The organism is Gilliamella sp. Pas-s27 (assembly GCF_009795865.1).
Lineage (GTDB): Bacteria > Pseudomonadota > Gammaproteobacteria > Enterobacterales > Orbaceae > Gilliamella.
Genome location: NZ_WTEW01000008.1, coordinates 8,155 through 33,671 on the forward strand (window position 1 = coordinate 8,155; position 25,517 = coordinate 33,671).

Here is a 25,517-nt window from a genome sequence, read left to right on the forward strand (position 1 = left end):
TCTTTTTGCTTATTTTTCTCCTTTTAGCAATCCGATTCGCTTTAATCGTAAAACAGGTAAAGTGTATCTTTACGAAGCAGTGGCAATAAAATGGATGTCAACATTTTGGTTGCCATTCAGAGCATTTAAAGATTTAAAAAAATATCAAATTAAAGTCTATGATTGGGCGGACTTTCATGCAGTATTACAAGGTTCAACAATCGTCAATCCTAAAGGTGGTAGCTTTGAAGATTATACTTTATATGGTGTAGCTTGTAAGCCAAATAGCGACGAAGTGATTGAATATATCTATATTGATAAAATCAACCGATTATTTACTTATGCTTGGGATTGGATCAGCCATTTTATGGAGTATGGAACGGACAGTCCATTAAATAAAGCGGGTTTAAGATATATAGATTACAGCCGAGACGATGCCAAAAGTTTTATGGATGTTGAACCACGTCGTAAAGTTACCTCAAGACAAATTGAAGGATTAGACAAAGCCTCGAAAGCCGGTTCAAAAGAGGAGCTAGCCCAAATTGAGCAAGAATACCAACTTAACGATAGGGTTTATCCAGTTTATTAATAATGAAGTGATGCTCAAATTTGATTGAATGATAAGACATTCTTTTTGAGTAAAGTTTACAACTGTTAAGTGAATTGATACGATGCATTCCATTTGTCATTGTTTATATGAATTAATTATGGTTTACCTTATTTTTGTAACGATTGTTTGGTCTTTTTCGTTTAGTTTTATTGCTGTTTATTTAAGTGGACAGGTGGATACTTGGTTTGCTGTAGTAATGCGCGTGTTGTTGGCTTTTGTAACATTTATTCCATTTTTACGTTTTAAAAATATTAATTTTAAACAGATGTTTCTTTTAATGGGCGTTGGGGCTTGTCAATTGGGGATTATGTACTTTTTTTATTATAATTCCTTTCAATATATTTCAGTACCTGAAGTGTTGTTATTTACTATTTTTACACCAATTTATGTCACGGTTATTTATGATTTATTGCAAGGTCATCGACTTAGAATGAGTTATCTGTTTACTGCTATTATTGCGGTAATTGGAGCGGCAATTATTCGTTATGACTATATTAGCCGTGATTTTGTTATCGGCTTTTTATTGATCCAAGGGGCTAATATTGTTTTTGCTTTAGGACAAGTAGGGTATAAAAGGATTATGGAAATTTACCCAATGCCACAGTATCAAGCTTTTGCATGGGTTTATTTTGGTGCGGTGATTGTTGCTGCTTTGGGGTGGGGGTTATTTGGCGATTGGTCAAAATTACCCACGACTAATTTACAATGGGGCATTATTGTTTGGCTTGGTGTTATTGCATCAGGTTTATGTTATTTTTTATGGAATTTTGGCGCAACCAAAGTCGATTCGGGGACTTTGGCAATTATGAATAATGTGGTTATCCCAACGGGGATTTTAGTAAATGTTGTAATTTGGCACCAATCCATTGATTGGTTACGTTTTTTATTGGGTAGTATTGTTATTGTTTTGGCATTGTTGCTGCACTACAAAATCACAAAACGTGTCGCACATTAATTTGCCCGCCTTAAGGTAAATGTGTCATAATTGATAAAATTAACGGCGTTGTGATAGAAGACAGTGCCGTTGATATTAACAAACTCGAAGCAATTGGACCTTGTAACACCTGAAATTGCCGTGCCATCATATAACAATTTATCGCAATTGATACTGAACTGAGTAATACGACTACTTGTAATTCTAATGTTGGTAAGCCGATTAATTTGCCTAAAATATAAGTTGCTATGGGTAATATGACCAATTTTAATGAACAAATCGCCGTTGTTACTAGAAGTTTATCGCGAATTTTGTATTCTGCCAGTCCCATTCCTAGCACAATGAGCGAAAGTGGCGCTGTCATATCGCTAACCATTTTGGTTGATTGATTGATGAATTTTGGCATAGGTAATTGTATATAGTTCACTACAATTCCAACAAATATACCAAGAATTATAGGGTTTTTGGATATGTTCTTTAATGCTTTGATAAAGCTTTGTCCCGAAAATTTCCCCATTTGAACAAATTCAATTGATACCGTAGCGAGTGTCCATAAAATGAGCGCGTTGAATATAACAATAATAGCAACAATGGGAATGGCTTTGTCGCCAAGTAGCATTTTGATAATAGGGATACCAACAAATACAGTATTAGTATAAATTCCTCCCATAGCAAAAAGCGTACTTTCTGAACCATTTAATTTAAATAACTTTGACGCAATTAGACAACCAAATGCAAAGACAACAAACGAAGCCCCAAAAAAGACAAGTAACACGTTTATATCGATCTGTGACTGTTCAGAAAAGTGACTCATGATCTGAAATAGCATAATCGGAAACGCAATATAAAAGGTAAATTTGGTTAAGCTATCGGTTACTGTTTTTTGCCAGTGACCTAATTTAACCGCTAAAAAACCTAATAAAATCAATACAAATAAGGGCAGGGTGGATAAAAACTGTGCCCATAATGTGGTCAAAAATTCCATTGCTATTTTTTATTCTTTTATTTGTGATTACGAATAAAGTACCATTCTAAGTCAGTTGATCGTTTAGAATCAAACTGATAGCCCTCTAGATTAAAACTTTTAATATCATCACTATTTTCAATGCTATTTTTTATAATGTATCGACTCATAAGTCCACGTGCTTTTTTGGCATAAAAACTGATAACTTTATAGGTATTTTTACTTTGATCTAAAAAGATCGGTTGAATGATGTTAGCGTTTAGTTGTTTAGTTTTAATCACTTTGAAATATTCATTTGATGCTAAATTAATTAGGGTTCGATTTTTTGACTTAGTCAGCTCACCGTTTAAATGGTTGGTTAATTGGTCACCCCAAAATTGATAAAGATTGCTGTTATTACCATTTTTTAACCGTATCCCCATTTCTAAACGGTAAGGTTGAATCAAATCTAGTGGTCTTAATATGCCGTAAAGCCCTGACAGTATGCGTAAATGGTTTTGTGCAAATTCGAGCTCTTTATGAGTAAAATCTTCAACATGCAATCCTTCGTAAACATCACCTTTAAAAGCAAGTATAGCTTGCCTTGCGTTTTCAAGATTAAAATCACGATGCCAGGTTTGAAAGCGTTCATAGTTAAGTTCGGCCAATTTGGGGCTAATTGACATTAATGTAGCTAAATCTTTAGAACTTAGCTTTTTGCAGTCTTCAATTAGGTTTTCAGATTGGTGCATAAATTGGGGCAAGGTGTTTTGTTTAGTAGTTAACGGGCTTTGGTAATCAAGTGTTTTAGCGGGTGATATCACGGTAAGCATAAAAAGTAACCTATTGTAATTTTCTTCAATTAGGTTTATTTTACACTTAATCCCATCATAAAGGAGTAAAAAAATGAACTCAACCAAAAAAGATATGCATGATATCCGTGCTTGGGCAACAGTTCGTGACACATCAATAGAAATTGCCGAGGCGATTTTTGAACTAGCTAATCATGATGAAGTGCTTGCTGAACAAATTTGGTCAGAAGGTAGTGATGAAGTCTTAAAACGTGCTTTTGCCAAAACAAAAGCTGATAAACTGTTTTGGGGTGAACAAACCATCGAACGTAAAAATATTTAGGTCGTTATGAATTTAACTTTTTTAGGGACAAGCGCTGGGTCTCCAACTGCGCAACGCAATGTCAGTAGTATGCTGCTAGATCTTAGGCAAGAGCAACATGGACTATGGCTTTTTGATTGTGGTGAGTCAACTCAAATGCAAATGCAAAAAGCCAAATTCAGCCTTGCCAAACTCGAGGTTATTTTTTTAACGCATTTGCATGGCGATCATTTGTTTGGTTTACCTGGTGTATTAACTACGCGTTCTTTGATGCAAAATCAATCGCCATTAACCTTGATTGCACCGAAAGGGGTTAAGCAATTTATCGAAACTGTGATCGAAATTAGCTACTCTTGGTTAACTTATACTCTTAATATTGTTGAGCTTGAACAAGACAGCACAGTTTTTGAAGATGAACGGTTCCGAGTGGAAGCCAAATTATTACAACATCGCGTGCCGTGTTTTGGCTATCGTATTATTGAAAAAGATCTGCCAGCTCAGCTTGATATCGATAAATTAAAGCAAGACAACATTCAGATTGGTTCTTATTATAATGATCTAAAAAATGGTAAAACAGTAACTTTAGATGATGGGCGCATTATTCGTGGTGTTGATTATCAAAGTAAAATGAAAAAAGGTAAAAAATTAGCTATTTTAGGAGATACCATACCTTGTCAAACATCAATTACGCTTGCTAACGGTGTGGATTTGCTTGTTCATGAAGCAACGCAAGAAAATGCACTAGAAGACAAAGCAATCGAACGCGGGCACTCGACAACCATTCATGCTGCAACTATTGCTAAACAAGCCAATGCTAAGCGACTTATTATGACGCATATTAGTCCTAGATATAGTTTGGATGATAATAATAAATTAGTTAACGAAGCAAGAAGTATTTTTGCTAACACTGAAATTGCTACCGATTTTTCAACATTCACTATTTAAGCTATTTTGTCTTTTCGCCGACATTGTCGGCGTTTGCATAATTTAGTATCTAAAGCTAAAGGCAGAAATCCTTAATCAATTGTTCTATTGCTGTTTTAGTCGGTTTTAGAAAGTCCATTGAAATAAACTCATCGGGTTGGTGTGCTTGCTCAATTGAACCCGGACCCAATACAATTGTTGGGGCAATTTGATTTAAGTATGGTGCTTCAGTGCTGTAATTAACTGTTTGTGCACTATGACCGACTAACGTTTCAATATGCTGTAATACGGGGTGATCTTTTTTACACTCATAACCGGGAATTGGGGCGACTTCATATTCAATAGCAATTCGATTTGGGTATTTATCCATAACGGGTTGTAGCGCTTCGCAAAGTGCATGATACAGTGAATCAACATCGTTATCGGGTAATACACGAATATCAATCACCAGTTCACAACAACCGCAAATACGATTGGCAGCGTCACCACCGTGAATAACACCTAAATTTAGGGTAGGGTAAGGTACACTGAATCCGTCGTTGTGATATTGTTCTTTAAATTTTTGTTTGAGTATCAATAAGCGTTCAATAACTAAATTCATTACTTCAATAGCATTAATGCCTTTATCGGGGTCACTTGAATGTCCTGATTTGCCGATCACTTTAATTGAATTAGAGATAAACCCCTTATGAGCTCGTATAGGAATTAACGAAGTGGGTTCACCAATAATAGTGCAGTCAGGTTGTAATTTGGTATTTTTGGCAAAAAATGCTGCGCCTGCCATGGATGTTTCTTCATCGGCAGTTGCAAGAACATAAATCGGTTTATTGAGTGTTTTAAGGTCAATATCGCGTAGCGCATCTAAAATAAAGGCAAAAAAACCTTTCATATCAGCGGTGCCAAGTCCATATAGTTTGTTATTTTCTTCGGTTAGTTTAAAGGGTTCTTTAGTCCATTGTCCTTCGTCAAACGGAACGGTGTCACTGTGTCCGCTTAACAATAACCCGCCTTGTGTTGTATTTTCGCTATTGGAATAAGTGGCTAGCATATTGAATTTGTGGCGAGTATTAGGAACTGGTTGAATATCAACCGTAAAACCTAAATCTTCAAACCAAGTGGCTAGTTTTTCAATAAGTGGTTGGTTTGAATAATCTAATTCTTCGTTCGTGACATTACTGATTGTTGGAGTCGAGATAAGCTCATTGTAAAGCGTTAAAAAAGAGGGAAGCGCCATAAACATCACCTTTAAATGATAAATTGAAGATATGTCTTTTATAAGGCTACAAGCATAGCATTTACATTATTTTTTGCATATAAATAATCATGTTGTTTCAATTAGTGTTTTATGTTTTGATAGTATTCAATATGTAGATTAACTAATGCATAGTTAGCTGATTAGGAGTTAAATTGACTGCTAAATTTGTTGAATGTGGTGTTTTTTTATGATTTTTATTCATGTTTTAGATAAGCATTTTATACAATAGGAGGAAGGGGAATAATTATATGAAAAATAAACAAAACAATATTATAAAAGTACGGCAAACATTACCTGATAATGTAAGCTTTATTGCAGAAGAAATCGATTATTTAGATTGTCAAAAAAAAGATATTTCTAAAAAATTGACAGCCTATGAAGCTTATAAAATGATGACATCTTATCAACCTAGATGGCTAAAAATACTCTTTAAAATAAGGGATTGTTTAGTGAAATTAATCGGTGTCAAAGCGATTAATGGATTTGATAGTTCTGCGGAAGATAAGCATCAACCAGACGAAAGCAATATGGCCGATTTTTTTACCATAACAGAGGAAACCAACGATAAATTGACATTAGTTGTAAAAGATTGCCATTTAGATGTTTGTGTTTGTATTCGTGTTGTAGATAAAGGTAATGACATAAGTAAAAATACAGTATATTTAATTGCATCAGTTAAAAATCACAATATCTGGGGGAAATTATATATGTTACCCGTTGCTATTTTACATCCTTATATTGTTAATAAATTATTTGAAAATATAAAATAATAAGTCTTTTATTGTAAATAACTTATCAATTTGCAATGAGCATATCAGCTTTATTGCATAATATAATGATGTTATTAATTTCAAATCTATAAATAAAATATAAAACCATCCAGCTTAATTTTTTAGCTTTTATTGCGATTGTTTTATGAACAGATATTATTTGCCATAAACATTTGATATTATTTAATCAATACAATTATAGCCTATAACGATTTGTTATTTCGTTAAGCTTTGTTATAAATCACTTTAAAATATAAGGTGTTATTCATGAAACAAATAAGCAGAAAAGGGATTATTATTACAGTCGTTATTGTCGCTATCATTTTTATTTTATGGCAACAATTTAAAACAGACGGATATGGTGCGGACTTTGTCAGTGGCAATGGACGTATTGAAGCGACCGAAATCAATATTTCGACAAAATTAGCTGGCAGAATAGAAAAAATTAACGTTAATGAGGGCGATTTTGTTAAAGCAGGGCAACAACTTGTTGTTATGCAAACCGATACCTTACAAGCTCAATTAAATGAAGCGCAAGCACAATATGGGCAAGCAATAAGTAATGAAACAAGCGCCCAAGCACAAGTCGCGTTAAAAATGAGCGATAAAGTTGCAGCCCAAGCCGGTGTAAGTCAGCGTGAAAGCGATTTAGATATTGCTTCTAAGCATTTACAACGGACTCGCACACTTTATCAAAAAGGCGCATTATCTATACAACAATTCGATGATGATACCGCCAAATTTAATAACGCTAAAGCGGCGTTAGATTCTGCAAAATCGCAAGTTACAGCAGCAGATGCTGCAATTGCCGTTGCTCAGGCCGGTGTTGATAGTGCTAAAGCAGCTATCAATGTTGCCAGTGCAAATATAAAACAAATTCAAGCTGATATTGATGACAGTACTTTAGTTGCTCCTGTTGATGGACGTATTCAGTATCGTATTGCACAGTTAGGCGAGGTTTTACCATCTGGTGGTAAGGTTTTAAATTTAGTAAATCTTTATGATGTCTATTTGACTTTCTTTTTGCCAGAAACGGTGGCTGGTAAAGTGGCTATTGGTGACGAAGTTAGACTTATTTTAGATGCGTTACCAGATAAAGCCATTTCAGCCAAGATTTCGTTTGTTTCAAGTGTTGCGCAATTTACACCCAAAACAGTTGAAACAAAAGATGAACGTCAAAAGCTGATGTTTAGAGTTAAAGCGCAACTAAGCCCTGAATTATTAAAATGTTATATAGCTCAAGTTAAAACTGGTTTACCCGGTGTGGCTTGGGTTAAACTTGATCCTAAAACGCCATGGCCAGATGGCTTATCTGATATTGCAAAATGTCCGACCGAATAATTGGAGATAGCATATGTCAGATTCAGACAATAAGGATTTAGTTTTATTAAATGAAGCTAAATCCATTGATGATGCTGTGGTAAAAGTAAGCAATGTCACACTGCATTACAAAAAAAACTGTGCACTTAATAATATTAATTTAGCCATCCCTTCACGGTGTATGGTGGGTTTTATTGGGCCTGATGGGGTGGGTAAATCTAGTTTATTATCGCTAATTGCGGGAGCTCATGTTATTCAAGACGGTTTAGTGTATGTCTTAGACGGCGATATGAAAGACAAATCACACCGCAAAAATGTCTGTACACGCATTGCCTATATGCCGCAAGGATTAGGCAAAAATCTTTATCCAACTTTATCTGTTGAAGAAAATTTACAGTTTTTTGCTCGTTTATTTGGCAATGATGCTGCAGAGCGTCGCCGTCGTATTGACGAATTAACGCATAGCACTGGTCTTTACCCTTTTTTATCAAGACCTGCAGGGCGTTTGTCGGGTGGGATGAAGCAAAAAGTAAGCTTATGTTCGGCGTTAATTCATGATCCTGATCTATTGATTTTAGATGAACCAACCACAGGGGTTGATCCTCTTTCCAGAGCGCAATTTTGGCAGTTAATCAACAAGATTCGTAAACAAAGACCACAAATGAGTGTAATTGTGGCAACGGCCTATATGGATGAGGCACAAAACTTTGATTGGTTGGTTGCGATGTATGGTGGTAAAATTCTTGAAACTGGTACACCAAGTTCATTACTAGCAAAAACCAAAAAAGACAATTTAGACGACGCCTTTATCGAGTTAATGCCTGAAAATGCCAAGCAAGGTTATCAAACTGTCGAAATTCCACCGTTAGACCTTAATACAGATTTGCAAATAGCAATAGAAGCAAAAGACTTAACCAAACAGTTTGGTAATTTTATTGCGGTTGATCATGTCAATTTTTCAATTAAGCAGGGCGAAATATTTGGTTTTTTAGGATCAAATGGTTGTGGTAAATCAACTACCATGAAAATGTTAACGGGTTTATTACCGATTTCATCAGGTGAAGCGTGGCTATTTGGTAAACCTGTTGATGCTAGTGATATAAACGTTAGGCGCCATTTAGGCTATATGTCTCAAGCCTTTTCCTTATATAGTGAGTTAACTGTAAAACAGAATTTAGTTTTACATGCACGTTTGTTTGGTATTGAGGAAAGTAAAATACCTGAGCGTATTGACGAATTGCTTAAACGCTTTGGTTTAGAGCAAGATGCACAAAACTTGCCCGATAGTTTACCTTTAGGGGTAAAACAGCGGCTTTCATTGTCAGTTGCAGTGGTGCATAATCCACAAATCCTCATCCTTGATGAACCAACATCTGGGGTTGACCCCATTGCTCGAGATGACTTTTGGCGTTTGATCATTGAATTGTCTAGAAAAGACAAAGTCACCGTATTTATTACAACTCACTTTATGAATGAAGCTGCAAGGTGCGATAGGATTTCGTTAATGCATGCAGGTAAAGTGTTAGCAAGTGATACACCTGATAATATTATCAGCGCTAAAAAGGCAAAAACACTAGAAGACGCGTTTATTCGTTATCTTGTTGATGCTGGGGCTGATGATAGTCACACTGAAGAACAAATAACTGAATCTCCAAAAGTCATAACCAATAACGCTATTGAAACATCACAAAAAAATCACCTTCAAGGATTTAGTTTTACACGCATGATAGGCTGCTTATGGCGTGAAACACTTGAATTATCACGCGATCCATTACGAGCATTATTAGCATTATTAGGTTCCGCAATTTTAATGTTGGTAATGGGGTTCGGTATTACTATGGATGTTGAAGATCTCAGTTTTGCAGTGCTTGATCGTGATCAAAGTATCATCAGCCAAAATTATACGCTTAATTTATCTGGTTCTAAACGCTATTTTATTGAAAAAAACGCTATCACTGATTATAACGACATGGACGCCCGATTACGGAGTAATGATATTGCCTTAGCGATAGAAATCCCTCCTAATTTTGGACGAGATATACAACGTGGTGATCCTGTTGATATTGCTATTTGGATTGATGGTGCTATGCCACTAAGGGCAGAAACAATCAAAGGTTATGTACAAGGTATGCACCTTGCTTGGCTAAGCGAAAAAGTAAAAGAAGTAACAGGAAAGTCATCCACTAGCTTAGCAAATATAGAAACACGCTATCGTTATAACCCTGATATCAAAAGCTTACCATCTATGGTGCCAGCGGTTATTCCTATTTTATTATTAATGATTCCGTCAATGTTAGCAGCGTTATCAGTCGTGCGTGAAAAAGAGATGGGATCGATTATCAACTTATATGTAACACCAGTCACAAAAGCTGAATTTTTGTTAGGTAAACAAGTACCTTATATTGTTATTTCCATGTTTAGCTTTTTATTATTGCTATTTATGGCAATCACCATTTTTGGCGTGCCAGTAAAAGGTAGCTTATTTACATTGTGCCTTGCTGCATTTGCTTATTGTATTATTTCTACTGGCTTTGGCTTATTGGCGTCAACGATCACGCGTAGCCAAATTGCGGTTATCTTTTTAACTTGCGTGGGAACAATGTTACCAGCTATTCAATTTTCAGGACTGTTAAATCCCGTTGCATCACTAGAAGGTAGTGGTCGTTATATTGGTGAAATCTATCCAACAACGCATATGCTAATTATTGCTCGTGGCGTATTTAACAAAGCACTCGGCTTTATGGATTTGCATAATTCGATATTTATTTTATTGGTAACAATACCAATTGTGCTTGGTGCTAGTATTTTTCTTCTTAAAAAGCAAGAAGGGTAGGTATTATGCAAAGTTTAATTAATATTTATCGCTTAGGCATTAAAGAACTTTGGGGATTACTGCGTGATCCTATCATGTTGTTATTAATAGCCTATTGCTTTACCTTTGATATCTATATTGCCGCAACAGCAACGTCTGATTCGTTACATCATGCATCAATTGCTGTTGTTGATGAAGACAACTCCCCCTTATCAACGCAAATTATTGCAGCTTTTTATCCACCAATGTTCAATACTCCTGTTAAATTATATTCAATGAATGATGTCGATCGTGGAATGGATACTGATAAATACACGTTTGCGTTGAATATTCCTCCTAATTTTCAGCGCGATGTGCTCAATAACCAAAGCCCAGAAATTCAACTCAACATAGACGCAACCAGAATGGGGCAGGCATTTGTTGGTAATGGCTACATAATGCAGATTATTACAGGCGAGGTGACTGAATATGTTAATCGTTACAGTAAAGTCACGAATTTGCCTGTTAACATACAAGTACATACCGCATTTAATCCTAATTTAACGCGTTCTTGGTTTGGTTCGGTAATGGAAATCATCAATATAGTGACAACACTCTCGATCATCTTAACCGGTGCTGCTTTAATGAAAGAGCGGGAACATGGAACGATTGATCACCTGCTTGCTATGCCTGTCACACCATTTGAAATTATGATATCAAAAGTATGGTCAATGGGGCTTGTTGTTTTAATATCAACTTGGATTGCATTGTTACTGGTTGTTCATAGCTGGTTAAATGTGCCTATTGCTGGTTCGGTCAGCTTGTTTTTAATAGGGGCGGCATTGCACTTGTTCGTGACAACGTCACTTGGAATCTTCATGGCAACCGTTGCTAAATCAACCGCCCAATTTGCAATGTTACTTATTTTAGTTTTATTGCCACTCCAAATGCTATCAGGTGGCAGTACACCACGAGAAAGTATGCCCGAAATAGTTCAAAATATTATGATGTTTGCACCAACAACGCACTTTGTTGAATTAGGGCAGGCGATACTCTATCGTGGCGCTGGTTTAAGTGTGGTTTGGACTTCGTTTGCGTGGTTATTGGCAATTGGTACTGTATTCTTTTTAATTGCTTTAAAACGATTTCGTAGTTCAATTGTCAATATGGGATCATAATATCTTTTAATCAATATAATAAAAGAGGAGGGTTTTGATAAAAATAAATAGAACGTTTTAAGTTAGAATTAACTTAAATTGCATTGCGCATTTTACAATGTGACATAAATGATTTACATTGTATTGATTATTTATTGATTATTTTTAAACAAATTTTTATATAGTATTTTCTATTTTTACCTTCATTATATAAATATCAGAAAAATATTTTTATAGCGATAATTTAATATAAACAATTTAAATCAAATAATTAACCATAATTATAGTGGCGATTATAACAAATAAAATGTAATAAGAGCTATTATTTAGGTAATTTTAATGACATTTTAATTTTTACCATACTTTAACATTCGTTTTTTACTTTATTTATTTGTTTGTTTTTTAAAGAAATAAACCATTTTTTTTACTGATATTAAGCCAAATTTCTATGTTTTTTTGTTTTTTAAAGGTTGTTTGTAGATCTTGCTTCACACAAGGTCTATAAGAATAAGTATAATGAACCGAAGTGACACTATTTTATATTTGAATATAACAACGACTTTATAATTAAGAATGTCTTTTATTAAACATAGTAATAATCATAGTAAGTGCGAAATAGTATTTAATAATATCAATTTATAACAAAGAAGAATGTCGTTTTACATGTAATAAAATATATTCGATTTTGTACCTACTTATTTTAGCTCGGTCTATAAATATAATCTCTAATCTTAAGTTACCGACCATTACCGAATTTGTCTTTTAAGTAATATTATTTTAGGAGTTTTAAAAAAATGAATCTAATCTGGTCTGCAGTTGGGCAAGTTGTAAGTTCTTGTCTTCCGGTCTTTTTACTAATCTTTCTTGGTTGGTTATGTGTACAAAAAGGCATTTTCACAAAAGATTCTAAAAAATTATTATCAGGGTTAGTATCAAATTTTGTTTTTCCTGCGTTGCTTTTTGTGCATACGTCTCACGCTAAACCATCGCAGATATTTAATGGTATTTGGATGATCGCTTTTTTCTGCACTATGTCATTTTTATGGATAATTTGTTTTCTAACCAATAAATACATTTTGCATAAAGAGTTAAAATCAACAGCGATGAATGCCATGTTGTGTTGCTTTCCTAATATGGGCGGAATGGGAGTCCCTTTTTTGACGTTAATGCTTGGGGCAGCATCTACTATTTCGGTTGCTATTGCTAATTTTGTTGTTGCATTATCACTAATTCCGATGACAATTTTTTTATTAGAATTATGTGATACTAAATTATCTGGTGGTAAAGTTACTGGTGATATGATCTTTAGTGCAGTAAAAAACTCACTCATGAAACCCATGTTTTTGGCCGTTATTTTAGGGTTAATTGTAAGTGTTACCGATGGTACTAAATGGTTACCACATTTTGTATTTAATACTTTTGACATTATGTCTAACGCTTGTAACTTTATTTCGCTTATTGCTGTGGGGGTGGGAATTCACGGAGTTCAGTTAAAATTATCTAAACCATTAATGATCAACGTGGTTTTAAAAAGCTTTATTACACCAGTCGTTGCGCTTATTTCAGTGTACTTATTTGGTATTACAGGTATGGAAGCAGAAGAGTTAGTATTCCTATTAGCCATGCCAACAGCATCAACAGCGGTGATTTTGGCTTATAATTGGAATGTCGAGCAAGAACAAGCTTCGAGCATTTTCTTTGCATCAACGGTTTTATCTATCTTTATTTTGCCAACTTTACTGCTTATTATGGATTTCACCGTTCCTGGTGTTGCCTAATAAATAAAGACTAAGTATCAATGCTCTTGTTTTATTTGACTTAAACAAGGGCATTTTTATTACTTATTACACACTTCTTACAAAAGGCTTTTCTCTAATTGTCAAGATTTAGGAATTCCTCGCATTGTTTACAGTAATTTGAGAAACGACTGTAATGAATATACATAAAAAAACAAAACTAACACCTTATCACAAACAAGAGGTAGGGCGCTTATATCATAAAGAAAAAATAACAGTTACATATTTGGCTAAACGCTATAACAAAACTTATCCAAGTGAAATACTATACGTTGATACCAAATGTTTATATTTGCTTAAAAATCAAACAAAACAGCAAGCTAGAGAATATTTATTTGTCGGCATTGATGATTTTTCACGTGAGCTTTATGCCAGTATTTACCCTGATAAATCCCAATTTAGCTCAGCACAGTTTTTACAAAACGATGTGTTAGGTCCAATGCCCTTATACCATTGAATGTATTTATTCCGATAATGGACGTGCATATCAAGGCACAAGTGAACACTTATTTGTTAAAAAGTGATAGCCATCGTATTAATTAAAAATTTACCAAGCCCTCTTGTCTACAAACGCATGGGAAAACCGAAAGAGTGATACGAACTTTGAATTGAGATGTGGCATAATCAGCAAATATTTAGTGACTCAAAAGAGAGAAAACAAGAGATTAAATGCTTTATTAATTTTTATAATACCGTTAAACAGCATAAAGCGATTTCAGGGGAAACGCCTTATGAGTTTTTAGAGGATTTTTTTAACCATGAAGTGTAAACAACTCGGTGTTTTCCTACACTTTATATTTTTAAATTTATTTAGAACGGTATGGAAATGATTTTTTATTTAAAATCTTGATGATAAGTGATAATATACTCGATCTATTTTTTATGTATGCAAGTGCGCTTTCGTGTGGCGCACCACTGTTTAAGGATTTATTATGCCAATTATTACTCTTCCTGACGGAAGTCAACGTCAATTTGATAAACCTGTTACCATTTTAGAAGTCGCACAAAGTATAGGTGCGGGGCTAGCAAAAGCTTGTATAGCTGGACGTGTAAATGGTGAACGTAAAGATGCTTGTGATGTCATTACTGAAGATGCATCTTTAGCTATTATTACAGCTAAAGATGATGATGGGCTTGAAATTATTCGTCATTCTTGTGCGCATTTACTAGGGCATGCTATTAAACAATTATGGCCTGATGTACAAATGGCAATTGGTCCAACTATTGACAATGGTTTTTATTATGATGTCGATTTAGAACATTCATTAACGCAGGAAGATATTGATGCATTAGAAAGGCGTATGCTTGAGCTTGCAAAGAAAAACTACGATGTAAAAAAAGAAATTGTTAGTTGGGAACAAGCAAGAGAAATTTTTTGGAATCGTCATGAACCTTATAAAATTGCAATTTTAGATGAAAATATCCCTAAGGATGCAACGCCAGCACTTTATCATCATGAAGAGTATATTGATATGTGTCGTGGACCGCATGTACCAAATATGCGTTTTTGCCATCATTTTAAATTACAAAAAGTCGCTGGTGCTTATTGGCGTGGTGACAGTGATAATAAAATGTTACAACGCATTTATGGAACTGCATGGGCAGACAAAAAACAACTGGATAGTTATTTACAATTTCTTGAAGAAGCCGCTAAACGAGATCATCGTAAAATAGGTAAACAGCTTGATCTTTATCATATGCAAGAAGAAGCACCTGGCATGGTGTTTTGGCATAATGATGGTTGGATAATTTTCCGTGAACTAGAGGTTTTTGTTCGTACAAAGTTAAAGGAATATGATTATCAAGAAGTGAAAGGTCCATTTATGATGGATCGTATTTTGTGGGAAAAAACAGGACATTGGGGTAACTACAAAGAATTAATGTTTGTAACATCTTCAGAAAACCGCGAATATTGCATTAAACCAATGAACTGCCCAGGACATGTACAGATTTTTAATCAAGGGTTAAAATCTTATCGTGATTTACCATTACGTATGGCAGAATTTGGTAGTTGTCATCGAAATGAGCCTTCAGGATCTTTACATGGCTTAATGCGGGTTCGTGGTTTTACTCAAGATGATGCCCATATTTTTTGTACTGAAAGTCAAATTCGCAGTGAAGTGAATAGTTGTATCAAAATGGTTTATGATACTTATAGTACTTTTGGTTTTACCGATATTACGGTCAAACTGTCGACTCGCCCTGAAAAGAGAATTGGTAAAGATGAAACATGGGATTTAGCAGAAAAAGATTTAGCTGAATGTTTAACTGAAAATGGTATCAAATTTGAATACCTACCAGGTGAAGGGGCTTTTTATGGGCCAAAAATTGAGTTTACATTACACGACTGTTTAGGTCGTGCATGGCAGTGTGGTACAGTTCAGCTTGATTTTATGTTACCTGAACGTTTGGATGCGACTTATGTTGGTGAGGATAATGAACGTCATACCCCTGTTATGATTCATAGAGCTATTTTAGGATCAATGGAACGTTTTATGGGTATATTGACTGAAAACTGTGCTGGTTTTTTCCCTACATGGCTTTCTCCACTACAAGTTGTTGTGATCAATATTACTGATAATCAAGCCGAATATGCCAAACAATTATCCGAACAATTACAAAAAGTTGGTATTAGAGCAAAAGCGGACTTGAGAAATGAGAAAATTGGGTTTAAAATTCGCGAGCATACATTGAAACGAGTTCCATATATGTTTGTCTGTGGAGATAAAGAAATGGAATCGGGTACTATTTCAGTTCGAACGCGCCAAGGTAAAGATCTTGGTAGCTTTGAAGTGAAACATGTTATAGAATTGTTGCTTAACGAAATTCATAGTCGTTCATTAGAACAAATGAATTAATGATAAATTAATTTGGAGGAATGAGATATTAAAGTCAGTAAACGAATTCAGTCAACACGCGCGCATAAAATTAACGATGAAATTACTGCTCGCGAGGTGAGGTTAACCGGCGTCGATGGTGAGCAGCTCGGTATTGTAAGCTTAGACGAAGCTTTAAAACAAGCGGAAGAAGCAACTCTTGATTTAGTTGAAATAAGCCCTAATGCAGAGCCACCTGTTTGTCGAATTATGGATTATGGCAAATTCCTCTATGAAAAGAGTAAAGCAACAAAAGAGCAAAAGAAAAAGCAAAAGGTTGTTCAGGTTAAGGAAATTAAATTCCGACCTGGTACAGATGAAGGCGATTATCAGGTAAAACTCCGCAGCCTGATTCGCTTTCTTGAAGATGGCGATAAAGCTAAAGTCACGTTACGTTTTCGTGGTCGTGAAATGGCTCACCAACAGTTGGGTTCTGAAATGCTAGATCGCATTAAAGAGGACCTAGCTGATTTGGCTATCATTGAATCTTATCCAACTAAGATCGAAGGTCGTCAAATGATAATGGTACTTGCGCCAAAGAAAAAATAATGGTTTTACAAGCTAACTTTTAATTTATTAAAACTTACACCATTATTTTATTTTTATTAACAATGCGAAGTGGAAATTAATAAAATGCCTAAAATTAAAACTGTAAGAGGCGCAGCAAAGCGCTTTAAAAAAACAGCTTCTGGTGGCTTTAAGCATAAGCAAGCTAATAAAAGTCATATCTTAACTAAGAAATCAACCAAACGTAAACGTCATTTACGTGGTTTGACAACTGTGTCAAAAGGCGATTTAGGTTTAGTTACTGCGTGTGTTCCATACGCTTAATTCATTGGTTAATTTATTTAGAGGATATAGTTTATGGCTCGTGTTAAACGTGGTGTTATTGCTCGTGCACGTCACAAGAAAATTTTAAAACAAGCAAAAGGTTATTATGGTGCTCGTTCACGTGTATATCGTGTTGCTTTCCAAGCTGTAATCAAAGCAGGACAATATGCTTACCGTGACCGTCGTCAACGTAAACGTCAATTCCGTCAATTATGGATTGTTCGTATCAATGCTGCAGCACGCCAATGTGGTCTTTCATATAGCCGTTTTATTAATGGTTTAAAGAAAGCTTCTATTGAGATTGATCGTAAGATCCTTGCTGATATTGCGGTATTTGATAAAAATGCGTTTGCTGCATTAGTTGAAAAAGCAAAAGCAGCACTGTAATAGCGTCATAAGAGCCGAGTTATCTCGGCTTTTATAATTTTAAAATTTTGATTTTTATTATAAAGAGTTATTCAATTATGAACTTAGTTATTTTTTATTTCTTTTTTGGCTTTTTTAGTAATGCTAATTAACGAGGCAAAAAAAAAGTAAAAGATGATTATAAAAGCCTCAAAAAGAGGCTTTTTTTATATAATGAACAAATAAGCAGGAGAACTGTATGTCTCAATTAGTTGAACTGGTAAATAAAGCCAAATCCGCTATTGAAAGTGCTAATGACATTAATACGATCGAACAAATTCGGGTAGAGTTTTTTGGTAAAAAAGGCCATTTTACAATACAAATGGCTTCATTGCGTGATGTTCCTGCCGATGAACGTCCAGCTGTAGGACAAAAAATAAATGATGCAAAACAAAAAGTTGTTGAAATATTAAATCAAAAACGCAATCTTTTAGAGCGTCAAGCTCTCGATGCAAAGTTGGCAAATGAAACGATAGATATTACTTTACCAGGAAAAACGCTTGAATTAGGTGGATTACATCCCGTTACCAAAACAATTAATCGCTTAGTCGATTTTTTTGGTGAATTAGGTTTTATTGTTGAAACTGGGCCAGAAATTGAAGATGACTACCATAATTTTGATGCACTAAATATTCCTGCTCATCATCCTGCTCGTGCTGATCACGATACATTTTGGTTTGATGCAAAACGATTATTAAGAACACAAACTTCAACCGTACAAATTCGTACAATGGAAAATCAAAAACCACCAATTCGAATCATTGCTCCAGGGCGAACTTATCGTAATGATTATGATCAAACTCACACGCCAATGTTCCATCAAATGGAAGGTTTGCTTGTTGATAAAGATATCAGTTTTACTCATTTAAAAGGACTATTGCACGATTTTCTGCATTGTTTTTTTGAAGATGACATGGAAATACGTTTTAGACCTGGTTATTTCCCATTTACCGAACCTTCCGCCGAAGTTGACATAAAGGCTAAAAATGGTAAATGGCTAGAAGTATTAGGTTGTGGAATGGTTCACCCCAATGTATTACGTAATGTTGGTATTGATCCGGAAGTATATAGCGGTTTTGCGTTTGGTATGGGAATAGAGCGGTTAACCATGTTACGTTACGGTGTCACTGATTTACGTTCTTTCTTTGAAAATGATTTACGCTTTTTAAAACAATTTAATTAATTCTGGAGATCAAAACATGAAATTTAGTGAAAGTTGGCTACGTGAATGGATCAATCCAGAAATTAGTAGCGAAACGCTAGCCGAACAATTAACAATGGCTGGTTTAGAAGTTGATGATATTGAAAAGGTTGCTGGTGATTTTTCAGGAGTAGTTGTTGGCAAAGTCGTTGAATGTATGCAGCATCCTAATGCAGATAAATTACGTGTTACGAAAGTTGATATAGGTAAATCAGAATTACTTGATATTGTCTGTGGAGCGCCAAATTGCCGTCAAGGATTAACTGTTGCTTGTGCCACAGTCGGAGCTATATTACCTGGTGATTTTAAAATTAAAGCAGCCAAACTGCGAGGAGAACCTTCAGAAGGGATGCTTTGTTCTTATTCCGAGTTGGGTATTTCTGATGATCATAATGGAATTATTGAATTACCTGATGATGCGCCTTTAGGTATGGATATTCGCGAATATTTAAATCTTAATGATGTAATAATTGATATTAGTGTAACTCCAAACCGTTCAGATTGTTTTGGTATTATTGGTATTGCTAGAGATATTTCTGCAGTTAACAATATAGTTATGAAAGAACTAAAAGTAGACAATGTACCTGCAACGATTACCAATATTTTACCAATTGAGGTCAATGCCCCCAAAGCCGCACCACGTTATTTAGGTAGAGTTATAAAAAATATTAATGTTAATGCAACAACACCTCTTTGGATGAAAGAAAAATTGCGTAGAGGCGGAATTCGTTCAATTGATGCCGTTGTTGATATTACTAACTATGTGTTATTAGAACTAGGTCATCCAATGCATGCCTTCGATTTGGATCAAATAGAAAAAGGTATCATTGTTCGTTATGCTAAAGAAAATGAAAAACTAGTTTTACTCAATGGTAATGAAGTTAAACTTAATGATAAAACCTTAGTTATTGCTGATCACCAAAAAATCTTAGCATTAGCAGGAATTATGGGAGGAGAAAAATCAGGTGTAACTCAATCTACTAAAGATGTATTTCTTGAATCAGCATTTTTTAATCCATTAGCAATAATAGGAAAAGCTCGTGCGTATGGTTTACATACGGATGCTTCACACCGTTATGAACGAGGTGTTGATCCTGCTTTACAATTTGCTGCAATGGAAAGAGCTAGTCAATTATTAATTGAGATTTGTGGTGGTGAAGTAGGTCCAATTATTGATGTCACAAATCAAAATGAGCTTCCTACACAAGCAACTATTGAGTTACACCGCAATAAAATCGATCGTATAATTGGTTATCAAATCGAAACTCAAAATATCAGTGATATTTTAAACAGACTTGGTTGTCAAGTTGAATATAATAATAATGTTTGGGTTGTCAAATCACCAAGTTGGCGGTTTGATTTACAAATTGAAGAGGATTTAGTTGAGGAGATTGCACGTATTTATGGATATAACAATATTCCAAATGCCAATCTAAAGATTGAATCAGTGATGAAACCTAAACCAGAAAACAAAATATCACTACGAAGAATAAAAGATCTATTGGTTGATAGGGGATATCAAGAAGCAGTAACATACAGCTTTGTTGACCCCAAAATTCAACAAATTCTTCACCCAGAACAAGCTGAAATAATATTACCGAATCCTATTTCAAGTGAAATGTCGGTTATGCGGTTATCGCTATGGTCTGGATTATTAGATGCAGTTTTATATAATCAAAACCGTCAGCAAACACGTATCCGATTATTTGAGACTGGCTTGCGTTTTATACCTGATGAAAAATGTGAATTTGGTGTACGTCAAGAATTAATGTTATCTGGCATTGTTTCAGGAAATTTATACGAAGAACATTGGGGACTTCCAAAAAAGAACGTGGATTTTTACGATATTAAAGGTGATATTGAGTTAATTTTGTCTCTTTTGGGATGTGCTGATAATGTATTGTTTAAAAAATCTCAATTATCAACCTTACATCCAGGACAAAGTGCTGTAATTTATTTAAATGGGGAATTAATAGGTTATTTTGGTGTCTTACATCCAGAAATTGAAAAAAAATTATCTTTAAATAGTAAAACGCTTGTTTTTGAAATAAATTTAGCTAAAATCAATGAAAAAAAGATACCTGTTGCTCAGGACTTATCCAAATATCCGTCGAATAAACGAGATATTGCAATTATTGTTCCGAATACGGTACCAGCAGCAGACATTATTTCAGAATGTAAAAAAGCTGGTGGTGAGCAACTTATTAAAGTTAATCTTTTTGATGTGTATCAAGGTGAAAACATCAAACAAAATCAAAAAAGCCTTGCTATTAGTTTGATTTTGCAAGATAAATCTCGTACACTTGAAGAAGAAGATATAACAAACATTGTAAGCAAGTGCGTTATTGCTTTACAGAATCGTTTTAAAGCCCTATTAAGAGAATAATAATATGACATTAACTAAAGCAGATATAGCAGATCGTCTTGCCGAAAAATTTAACATTGATCGCCAAGAAGCTAAAGTCCTTGTTGAACTCTTTTTTGAAGAGATTCGTGTGGCTTTAGAAAAAGGAGAGCCAGTAAAATTATCTGGATTTGGTAATTTTGCTGTTCGCGATAAAAATTCACGTCCAGGACGTAATCCTAAAACGGGTGAAAGTGTAGATATTTCAGCTCGTCGCGTTGTCACATTTAGACCGGGAATCAAGTTTAGAGAACGTGTAGAAAAAAATCTAGTTATCTAGGTTTATAAATTTGTTTTTTACACCCTCAATATAATTGCCTTTCTTTTGTTAAAACAAATAGAAAGGCTAGTTTTTTTATAAAAAATGTTGTATTAATTTTTAAATTAAAGCATAATACTACCTTTCTCAATGGAGACTCTATGGGTCCTCTTGCAACATTTTTTTGCTCATCAGGTCAGGTCCGGAAGGAAGCAGCCAAAGTAAAAAATATGTGTGTGGGATGTGGCTGATAGAGTTTCCTCCAAATTTTGTAGTGCATTTAATCTGTTTTTTAGAACTATAATATAAATAAAATGGGGTGCTGTTATCTGACAATTAGAATTACTGATTACAAGGGGTATTGGCTAAGACACCCATCTATAGATGAATTGATGAACAAGGAAATTTATTTTGAAATTACCATCTCTTATTCCAATAGCATTAGTAATAATTTTAAGTGGTTGTTCAGCTTTACCCCATTCAGGACCTAATTTTTCTTCTATAAAAAATATAAATAAGCAGAATACTGAATTAGATAAACTTTATAGTAAAGTCCAAATCATCAATTTAAATACTTCACCAGATTCTATAAAAGAAACACAAACTAATTTGTTTAATTTTATCAAGTTTATTGGTGAAAAAGATAGCCAAGATAAAAAGGTTGATAATATAGGAAAAGGGGATAGCATAAAAATTTCTATAATCGAAACACCTCCTGCAATACTATTTGTAGGTTCAAATGATACAGGTGCTCCGAAAACTGGATTAACTGAATTACCAATAGTTGTTGTTGACTCCAAAGGATTTATCTCTTTGCCGTTTGTAGGAAATATGAAAGTTGTTAATAAAACTCCTAAACAGATACAAAAAGAGATCATTGAAAAGTTGTCTGGAATTGCTAATAGACCACAAATAATTGTTACTGTTTTGGAAAAACGTTCATCGACTGTTACAGTTATTGGTGATAAATTTAGCGGTAAAATGCCTATAACAGCCAAGGGGGAATGCTTATTAGATGCGGTTACCATGTTAGGTAGCAATATGTATGATATTAAAGATACTTTAATACAAATTACTAGAAATAATAAAGTTAATGAAATCCCGTTAAGTTTAGTATTATCTAATCCTAGATTTAATATTCATCTTCAAAAAGATGATGTTATTACGTTAATTAATAAACCAAATTCTTTCATTTCTATGGGGGCAATAGGTTCAACCAAAGAAGTCAAATTTGAAGCTATTGGAATTAATTTGTCTCAAGCATTAGCTCGTATTGGTGGCTTACGAGATAATCAATCTGATGCCCGAGGTGTGTTTGTCTTTAGATATCAAGAAAATTTGTCAATTGATAATAGGAAAGAACTTATACCAACGATTTTTCAAATAGATTTAAATAATCCTAACTCACTTTTTGTAATGAAAAATTTTCGAATAAAAAATGACGATATTGTTTATATTGCATCGGCACCAATTCTAGAATTGCAAAAATTCTTGTATGCAATTTTCTCGCCTGGTATTGGAGTTGTTAATCAAGTTAACCAAATTAGTGAATAATGTTTTGATTAGTACCTTGTGAGATTTTATGTATTTAAATTTTAAAAGAAAAAAAAATTGGTTATTATATTTAGTTGTTATATTTCCAACCTTACTATCGATAATTTATTTTGGATTAATAGCTGAAAATATTTATACATCAGAGGCAAAATACATTATACGTTCTTCTGATACCCAATCATCGTTGGGTGGGTTAGGAAGTTTTTTTTCAAAGGTTGGAATTTCACGCTCCAATGATGATTCATATGTTGTTTTGTCGTATATAAAATCCAGAGATGCGCTATCTTCTGTCGAAAAATTTTTACCAGTACAAGAATGGTATACAACAAAAGGCGATGTGATATCGAGATTTAATGGATTTAACTTTGATTTTTATGATAAAAAAGAATATTTTTATCGGTACATGAGTAATATGATAAATGCTAATTTCGACAATTCCACAGGTATTGCTACAATTAGTGTAAATGCTTTCGATATGCAAGATGCATTTAAAATAAACGAGCAATTATTGAAACAAGCTGAAGGGTTTGTAAACCAAATAAATTTACGAGCCAAACAAGATCTTATAACCACATCGTTAGCTGAATTGAAAAATGCTGAGTCACAGATGAAGAAAGAAGCTCAAGCACTAGCTGAATTTCAGAGAAATAAAAATAAAGATGCTAACTTAGCTGAATATCAACAAATATTAATTAATAATACTGTTGCTAAACAGCAGTTTGAAGCAGCTACATTATCGTTACGTAATGCTCAAGTGGAAATAACTAAAAAGCAGCTTTATCTAGAGCGAATTGAACAACCAAGTCTATCAGATGTATCGTTTAAACCTGCTCGCATTTATAATATCATTGCAACTTTTATAATTAGTTTTTTAGTATATGGCATTATTAATTTACTTTTAGCTGGTATAAGAGAGCATAAAGATTAATGGCAGAAGTAATTACTAAAACATCATTTATGCGTTCATTAAAAATACAAATTCGTGTATTGAATGCTTTAATTTTAAGGGAAATAATTACTCGTTATGGGCGTAGTAATATTGGTTTTCTTTGGCTATTTGTTGAACCTATGTCATTAACTTTATTAATAAGTTTAATGTGGTTTTTTTTTAAAATAAATTCCGTATCCAATCTTAATATTATTGCATTTGTATTAACTGGTTATCCAATGGTAATGATGTGGCGGAATGCTTCATCTAGAGCAAAAAATTCTGTAACTGCTAATAACGCACTGTTATATCACCGTAACATCAAAATTTTAGATTTAGTATATGCCCGAATTTTTCTTGAAGTGATTGGGGCTAGTGCAGCTCAAGTTTTCGTTATATCAATTTTTATCTTTATTGGATTAATTGCTATACCTTATGATCCTTTTTATATGTTGTGTGCTTGGGGATTAATGTGTTGGTTTTCTCTAGGATTAGGTTTGATTATTTTTGTTTTATCTGCTAAATATGAGGCTTTTGATAAAATGTGGGGAACTTTAAGTTTTATACTTATGCCGTTATCTGGGGCTTTCTTTTGGGTTGATACCTTTCCCCATGATATTCAAAAGTTATTACTTTATATTCCTCCAATTAATGGAACAGAAATGTTTAGAGCTGGTTATTTTGGTCCTTTAACTATAACACATCAAAGTGTAAGTTATTTAGTTTTTTGTGATATAGTTTTATTATTTGTAGGATTAACAATGGTAAAAATTAATGAGAATTATATTCTTGAGGGTAATTAATGATTCTTGTTAAGAATGTCAGTAAACAATACTCAACTAGACAAGGATATAAAACAGTCCTTAATAATATTAATTTCTCTTTATGCAAAGGAGAAAAAATTGGTATATTGGGGCGTAATGGTGCAGGTAAATCTACACTAATTAGACTTCTAAGTGAAATAGAAAAACCAACAACAGGATCAATAATAAGAAATATGTCAATTTCTTGGCCTTTAGCTTTTTCAGGTGCGTTTCAAGGTAGTTTGACAGGAATGGATAATTTAAGATTTATTTGTCGAATTTATGGATGTAACATTGAAAAAACGAAAGAATATGTTGAACATTTTGCGGAATTAGGTTCGTATTTATACGAACCAATAAAAAAATATTCTTCTGGAATGAAGGCTCGTTTAGCCTTTGCTTTATCTTTATCGATTGAGTTTGATTGTTATTTAATTGATGAAGTAATTGCCGTTGGTGATTCTAAATTTACAGAAAAATGTAAAACAGAGTTATTTGAAAATAAAAAAGATCGCGCTCTTATCTTAGTTTCACATAACATGAATGCTATAAAAAATTATTGCGATAAAGCTATGGTACTTGATGCTGGTTGCTTATATCAATTTGATACGATTGAACAAGCTTACATTTATCATAATAATCAACAGAAAATTATATAACCTTA

The 25,517-nt window shown here is 34.0% G+C and carries 25 protein-coding genes and 1 other RNA gene; 23 read left to right on the top strand and 3 right to left on the bottom strand.

Annotated features, from left to right (window positions below; all coding sequences use genetic code 11):
* A partial coding sequence (locus GQ589_RS04460) for a DUF6708 domain-containing protein (RefSeq protein ID WP_202115025.1) occupies positions 1-568 on the top strand: 568 nt, incomplete at its 5' end.
* Positions 569-686: 118 nt separating this feature from the next.
* Entirely contained in the window at positions 687-1,544 is an 858-nt protein-coding gene (locus tag GQ589_RS04465; RefSeq protein WP_160424825.1) for a carboxylate/amino acid/amine transporter, read from the top strand.
* A gap of 10 nt (positions 1,545-1,554) precedes the next feature.
* On the opposite strand, the gene GQ589_RS04470 is transcribed toward GQ589_RS04465, so the two are convergent.
* Together GQ589_RS04470 and yaaA are read right to left on the bottom strand one after the other, a co-directional pair.
* Positions 1,555-2,508 carry an AEC family transporter gene (locus tag GQ589_RS04470; RefSeq protein ID WP_237399185.1) on the bottom strand — a complete coding sequence of 318 codons (954 nt, stop codon included), beginning with the start codon at positions 2,506-2,508 and terminating at the stop codon, positions 1,555-1,557.
* A gap of 17 nt (positions 2,509-2,525) precedes the next feature.
* Positions 2,526-3,299 (bottom strand): peroxide stress protein YaaA, encoded by a 774-nt coding sequence (yaaA, locus tag GQ589_RS04475; protein WP_160399854.1) that lies wholly within the window; start codon positions 3,297-3,299, stop codon positions 2,526-2,528.
* 73 nt (positions 3,300-3,372) lie between these two features.
* On the opposite strand from yaaA, the gene GQ589_RS04480 reads away from it, so the two are divergent.
* Both GQ589_RS04480 and rnz read left to right on the top strand, forming a co-directional pair.
* The gene (locus GQ589_RS04480) at positions 3,373-3,600 is read left to right on the top strand and encodes a YccJ family protein (protein WP_160411498.1); all 228 of its coding nucleotides are present in this window, start codon (positions 3,373-3,375) and stop codon (positions 3,598-3,600) included.
* A 6-nt stretch (positions 3,601-3,606) separates the two neighbouring features.
* Positions 3,607-4,524 (top strand): ribonuclease Z, encoded by a 918-nt coding sequence (gene rnz / locus GQ589_RS04485; protein ID WP_160399856.1) that lies wholly within the window; start codon positions 3,607-3,609, stop codon positions 4,522-4,524.
* Between the two features lie 55 nt (positions 4,525-4,579).
* Here rnz and argE read toward each other — a convergent pair whose 3' ends face one another.
* Positions 4,580-5,743, bottom strand: a complete 1,164-nt coding sequence (argE, locus tag GQ589_RS04490; RefSeq protein WP_160424829.1) for an acetylornithine deacetylase — start codon at positions 5,741-5,743, stop codon at positions 4,580-4,582.
* Between the two features lie 263 nt (positions 5,744-6,006).
* Between argE and GQ589_RS04495 the strand changes: the two genes are divergently transcribed.
* From GQ589_RS04495 to GQ589_RS04580, 19 genes are all read left to right on the top strand, one after another.
* Positions 6,007-6,528: a DUF2867 domain-containing protein gene (locus GQ589_RS04495; RefSeq protein ID WP_091124885.1), complete on the top strand. Its 522-nt coding sequence runs from the start codon at positions 6,007-6,009 to the stop codon at positions 6,526-6,528.
* Between the two features lie 267 nt (positions 6,529-6,795).
* Complete coding sequence (locus GQ589_RS04500; RefSeq protein ID WP_160411501.1) at positions 6,796-7,869, top strand: HlyD family secretion protein; 1,074 nt, start codon at positions 6,796-6,798, stop codon at positions 7,867-7,869.
* Between the two features lie 13 nt (positions 7,870-7,882).
* Positions 7,883-10,681, top strand: a complete 2,799-nt coding sequence (gene rbbA / locus GQ589_RS04505; RefSeq protein WP_160424832.1) for a ribosome-associated ATPase/putative transporter RbbA — start codon at positions 7,883-7,885, stop codon at positions 10,679-10,681.
* Between the two features lie 5 nt (positions 10,682-10,686).
* On the top strand, positions 10,687-11,817 hold the full coding sequence (locus tag GQ589_RS04510) for an ABC transporter permease (RefSeq protein WP_160424834.1): 1,131 nt from the start codon (positions 10,687-10,689) through the stop codon (positions 11,815-11,817).
* A 773-nt stretch (positions 11,818-12,590) separates the two neighbouring features.
* Positions 12,591-13,574: an AEC family transporter gene (locus tag GQ589_RS04515; RefSeq protein ID WP_160399861.1), complete on the top strand. Its 984-nt coding sequence runs from the start codon at positions 12,591-12,593 to the stop codon at positions 13,572-13,574.
* Between the two features lie 154 nt (positions 13,575-13,728).
* Positions 13,729-14,049 carry a hypothetical protein gene (locus GQ589_RS12195; protein WP_202115026.1) on the top strand — a complete coding sequence of 107 codons (321 nt, stop codon included), beginning with the start codon at positions 13,729-13,731 and terminating at the stop codon, positions 14,047-14,049.
* Positions 14,050-14,205: 156 nt separating this feature from the next.
* Positions 14,206-14,361, top strand: coding sequence for an IS3 family transposase (locus GQ589_RS12525; protein WP_370519417.1), 156 nt, complete (start codon positions 14,206-14,208; stop codon positions 14,359-14,361).
* Between the two features lie 163 nt (positions 14,362-14,524).
* Positions 14,525-16,450: a threonine--tRNA ligase gene (thrS, locus tag GQ589_RS04525; RefSeq protein WP_160399876.1), complete on the top strand. Its 1,926-nt coding sequence runs from the start codon at positions 14,525-14,527 to the stop codon at positions 16,448-16,450.
* Between the two features lie 27 nt (positions 16,451-16,477).
* Positions 16,478-17,017 (top strand): translation initiation factor IF-3, encoded by a 540-nt coding sequence (gene infC / locus GQ589_RS04530; protein ID WP_065587350.1) that lies wholly within the window; start codon positions 16,478-16,480, stop codon positions 17,015-17,017.
* A gap of 84 nt (positions 17,018-17,101) precedes the next feature.
* Positions 17,102-17,299 (top strand): 50S ribosomal protein L35, encoded by a 198-nt coding sequence (gene rpmI, locus GQ589_RS04535; RefSeq protein WP_025315575.1) that lies wholly within the window; start codon positions 17,102-17,104, stop codon positions 17,297-17,299.
* Between the two features lie 33 nt (positions 17,300-17,332).
* Complete coding sequence (rplT, locus tag GQ589_RS04540) at positions 17,333-17,686, top strand: 50S ribosomal protein L20 (RefSeq protein WP_024496189.1); 354 nt, start codon at positions 17,333-17,335, stop codon at positions 17,684-17,686.
* Between the two features lie 217 nt (positions 17,687-17,903).
* Positions 17,904-18,887 carry a phenylalanine--tRNA ligase subunit alpha gene (gene pheS, locus GQ589_RS04545; protein WP_160399877.1) on the top strand — a complete coding sequence of 328 codons (984 nt, stop codon included), beginning with the start codon at positions 17,904-17,906 and terminating at the stop codon, positions 18,885-18,887.
* 16 nt (positions 18,888-18,903) lie between these two features.
* Positions 18,904-21,291: a phenylalanine--tRNA ligase subunit beta gene (gene pheT, locus GQ589_RS04550; RefSeq protein ID WP_160424836.1), complete on the top strand. Its 2,388-nt coding sequence runs from the start codon at positions 18,904-18,906 to the stop codon at positions 21,289-21,291.
* A gap of 4 nt (positions 21,292-21,295) precedes the next feature.
* Positions 21,296-21,589: an integration host factor subunit alpha gene (locus GQ589_RS04555; RefSeq protein WP_065637551.1), complete on the top strand. Its 294-nt coding sequence runs from the start codon at positions 21,296-21,298 to the stop codon at positions 21,587-21,589.
* A 139-nt stretch (positions 21,590-21,728) separates the two neighbouring features.
* Positions 21,729-21,824: signal recognition particle sRNA small type (ffs, locus tag GQ589_RS04560), an RNA gene on the top strand.
* Between the two features lie 155 nt (positions 21,825-21,979).
* Positions 21,980-23,122, top strand: a complete 1,143-nt coding sequence (locus GQ589_RS04565) for a polysaccharide biosynthesis/export family protein (protein ID WP_160424838.1) — start codon at positions 21,980-21,982, stop codon at positions 23,120-23,122.
* A gap of 28 nt (positions 23,123-23,150) precedes the next feature.
* Positions 23,151-24,050, top strand: coding sequence for a hypothetical protein (locus GQ589_RS04570; protein WP_160424840.1), 900 nt, complete (start codon positions 23,151-23,153; stop codon positions 24,048-24,050).
* Entirely contained in the window at positions 24,050-24,853 is an 804-nt protein-coding gene (locus GQ589_RS04575) for an ABC transporter permease (RefSeq protein ID WP_160424841.1), read from the top strand. The genes GQ589_RS04570 and GQ589_RS04575 overlap by 1 nt, the downstream gene beginning before the upstream one ends.
* The gene (locus GQ589_RS04580; RefSeq protein ID WP_160424843.1) at positions 24,853-25,512 is read left to right on the top strand and encodes an ABC transporter ATP-binding protein; all 660 of its coding nucleotides are present in this window, start codon (positions 24,853-24,855) and stop codon (positions 25,510-25,512) included. Before GQ589_RS04575 ends, GQ589_RS04580 begins: the two co-directional genes overlap by 1 nt.
* Positions 25,513-25,517 lie beyond the last annotated feature (5 nt).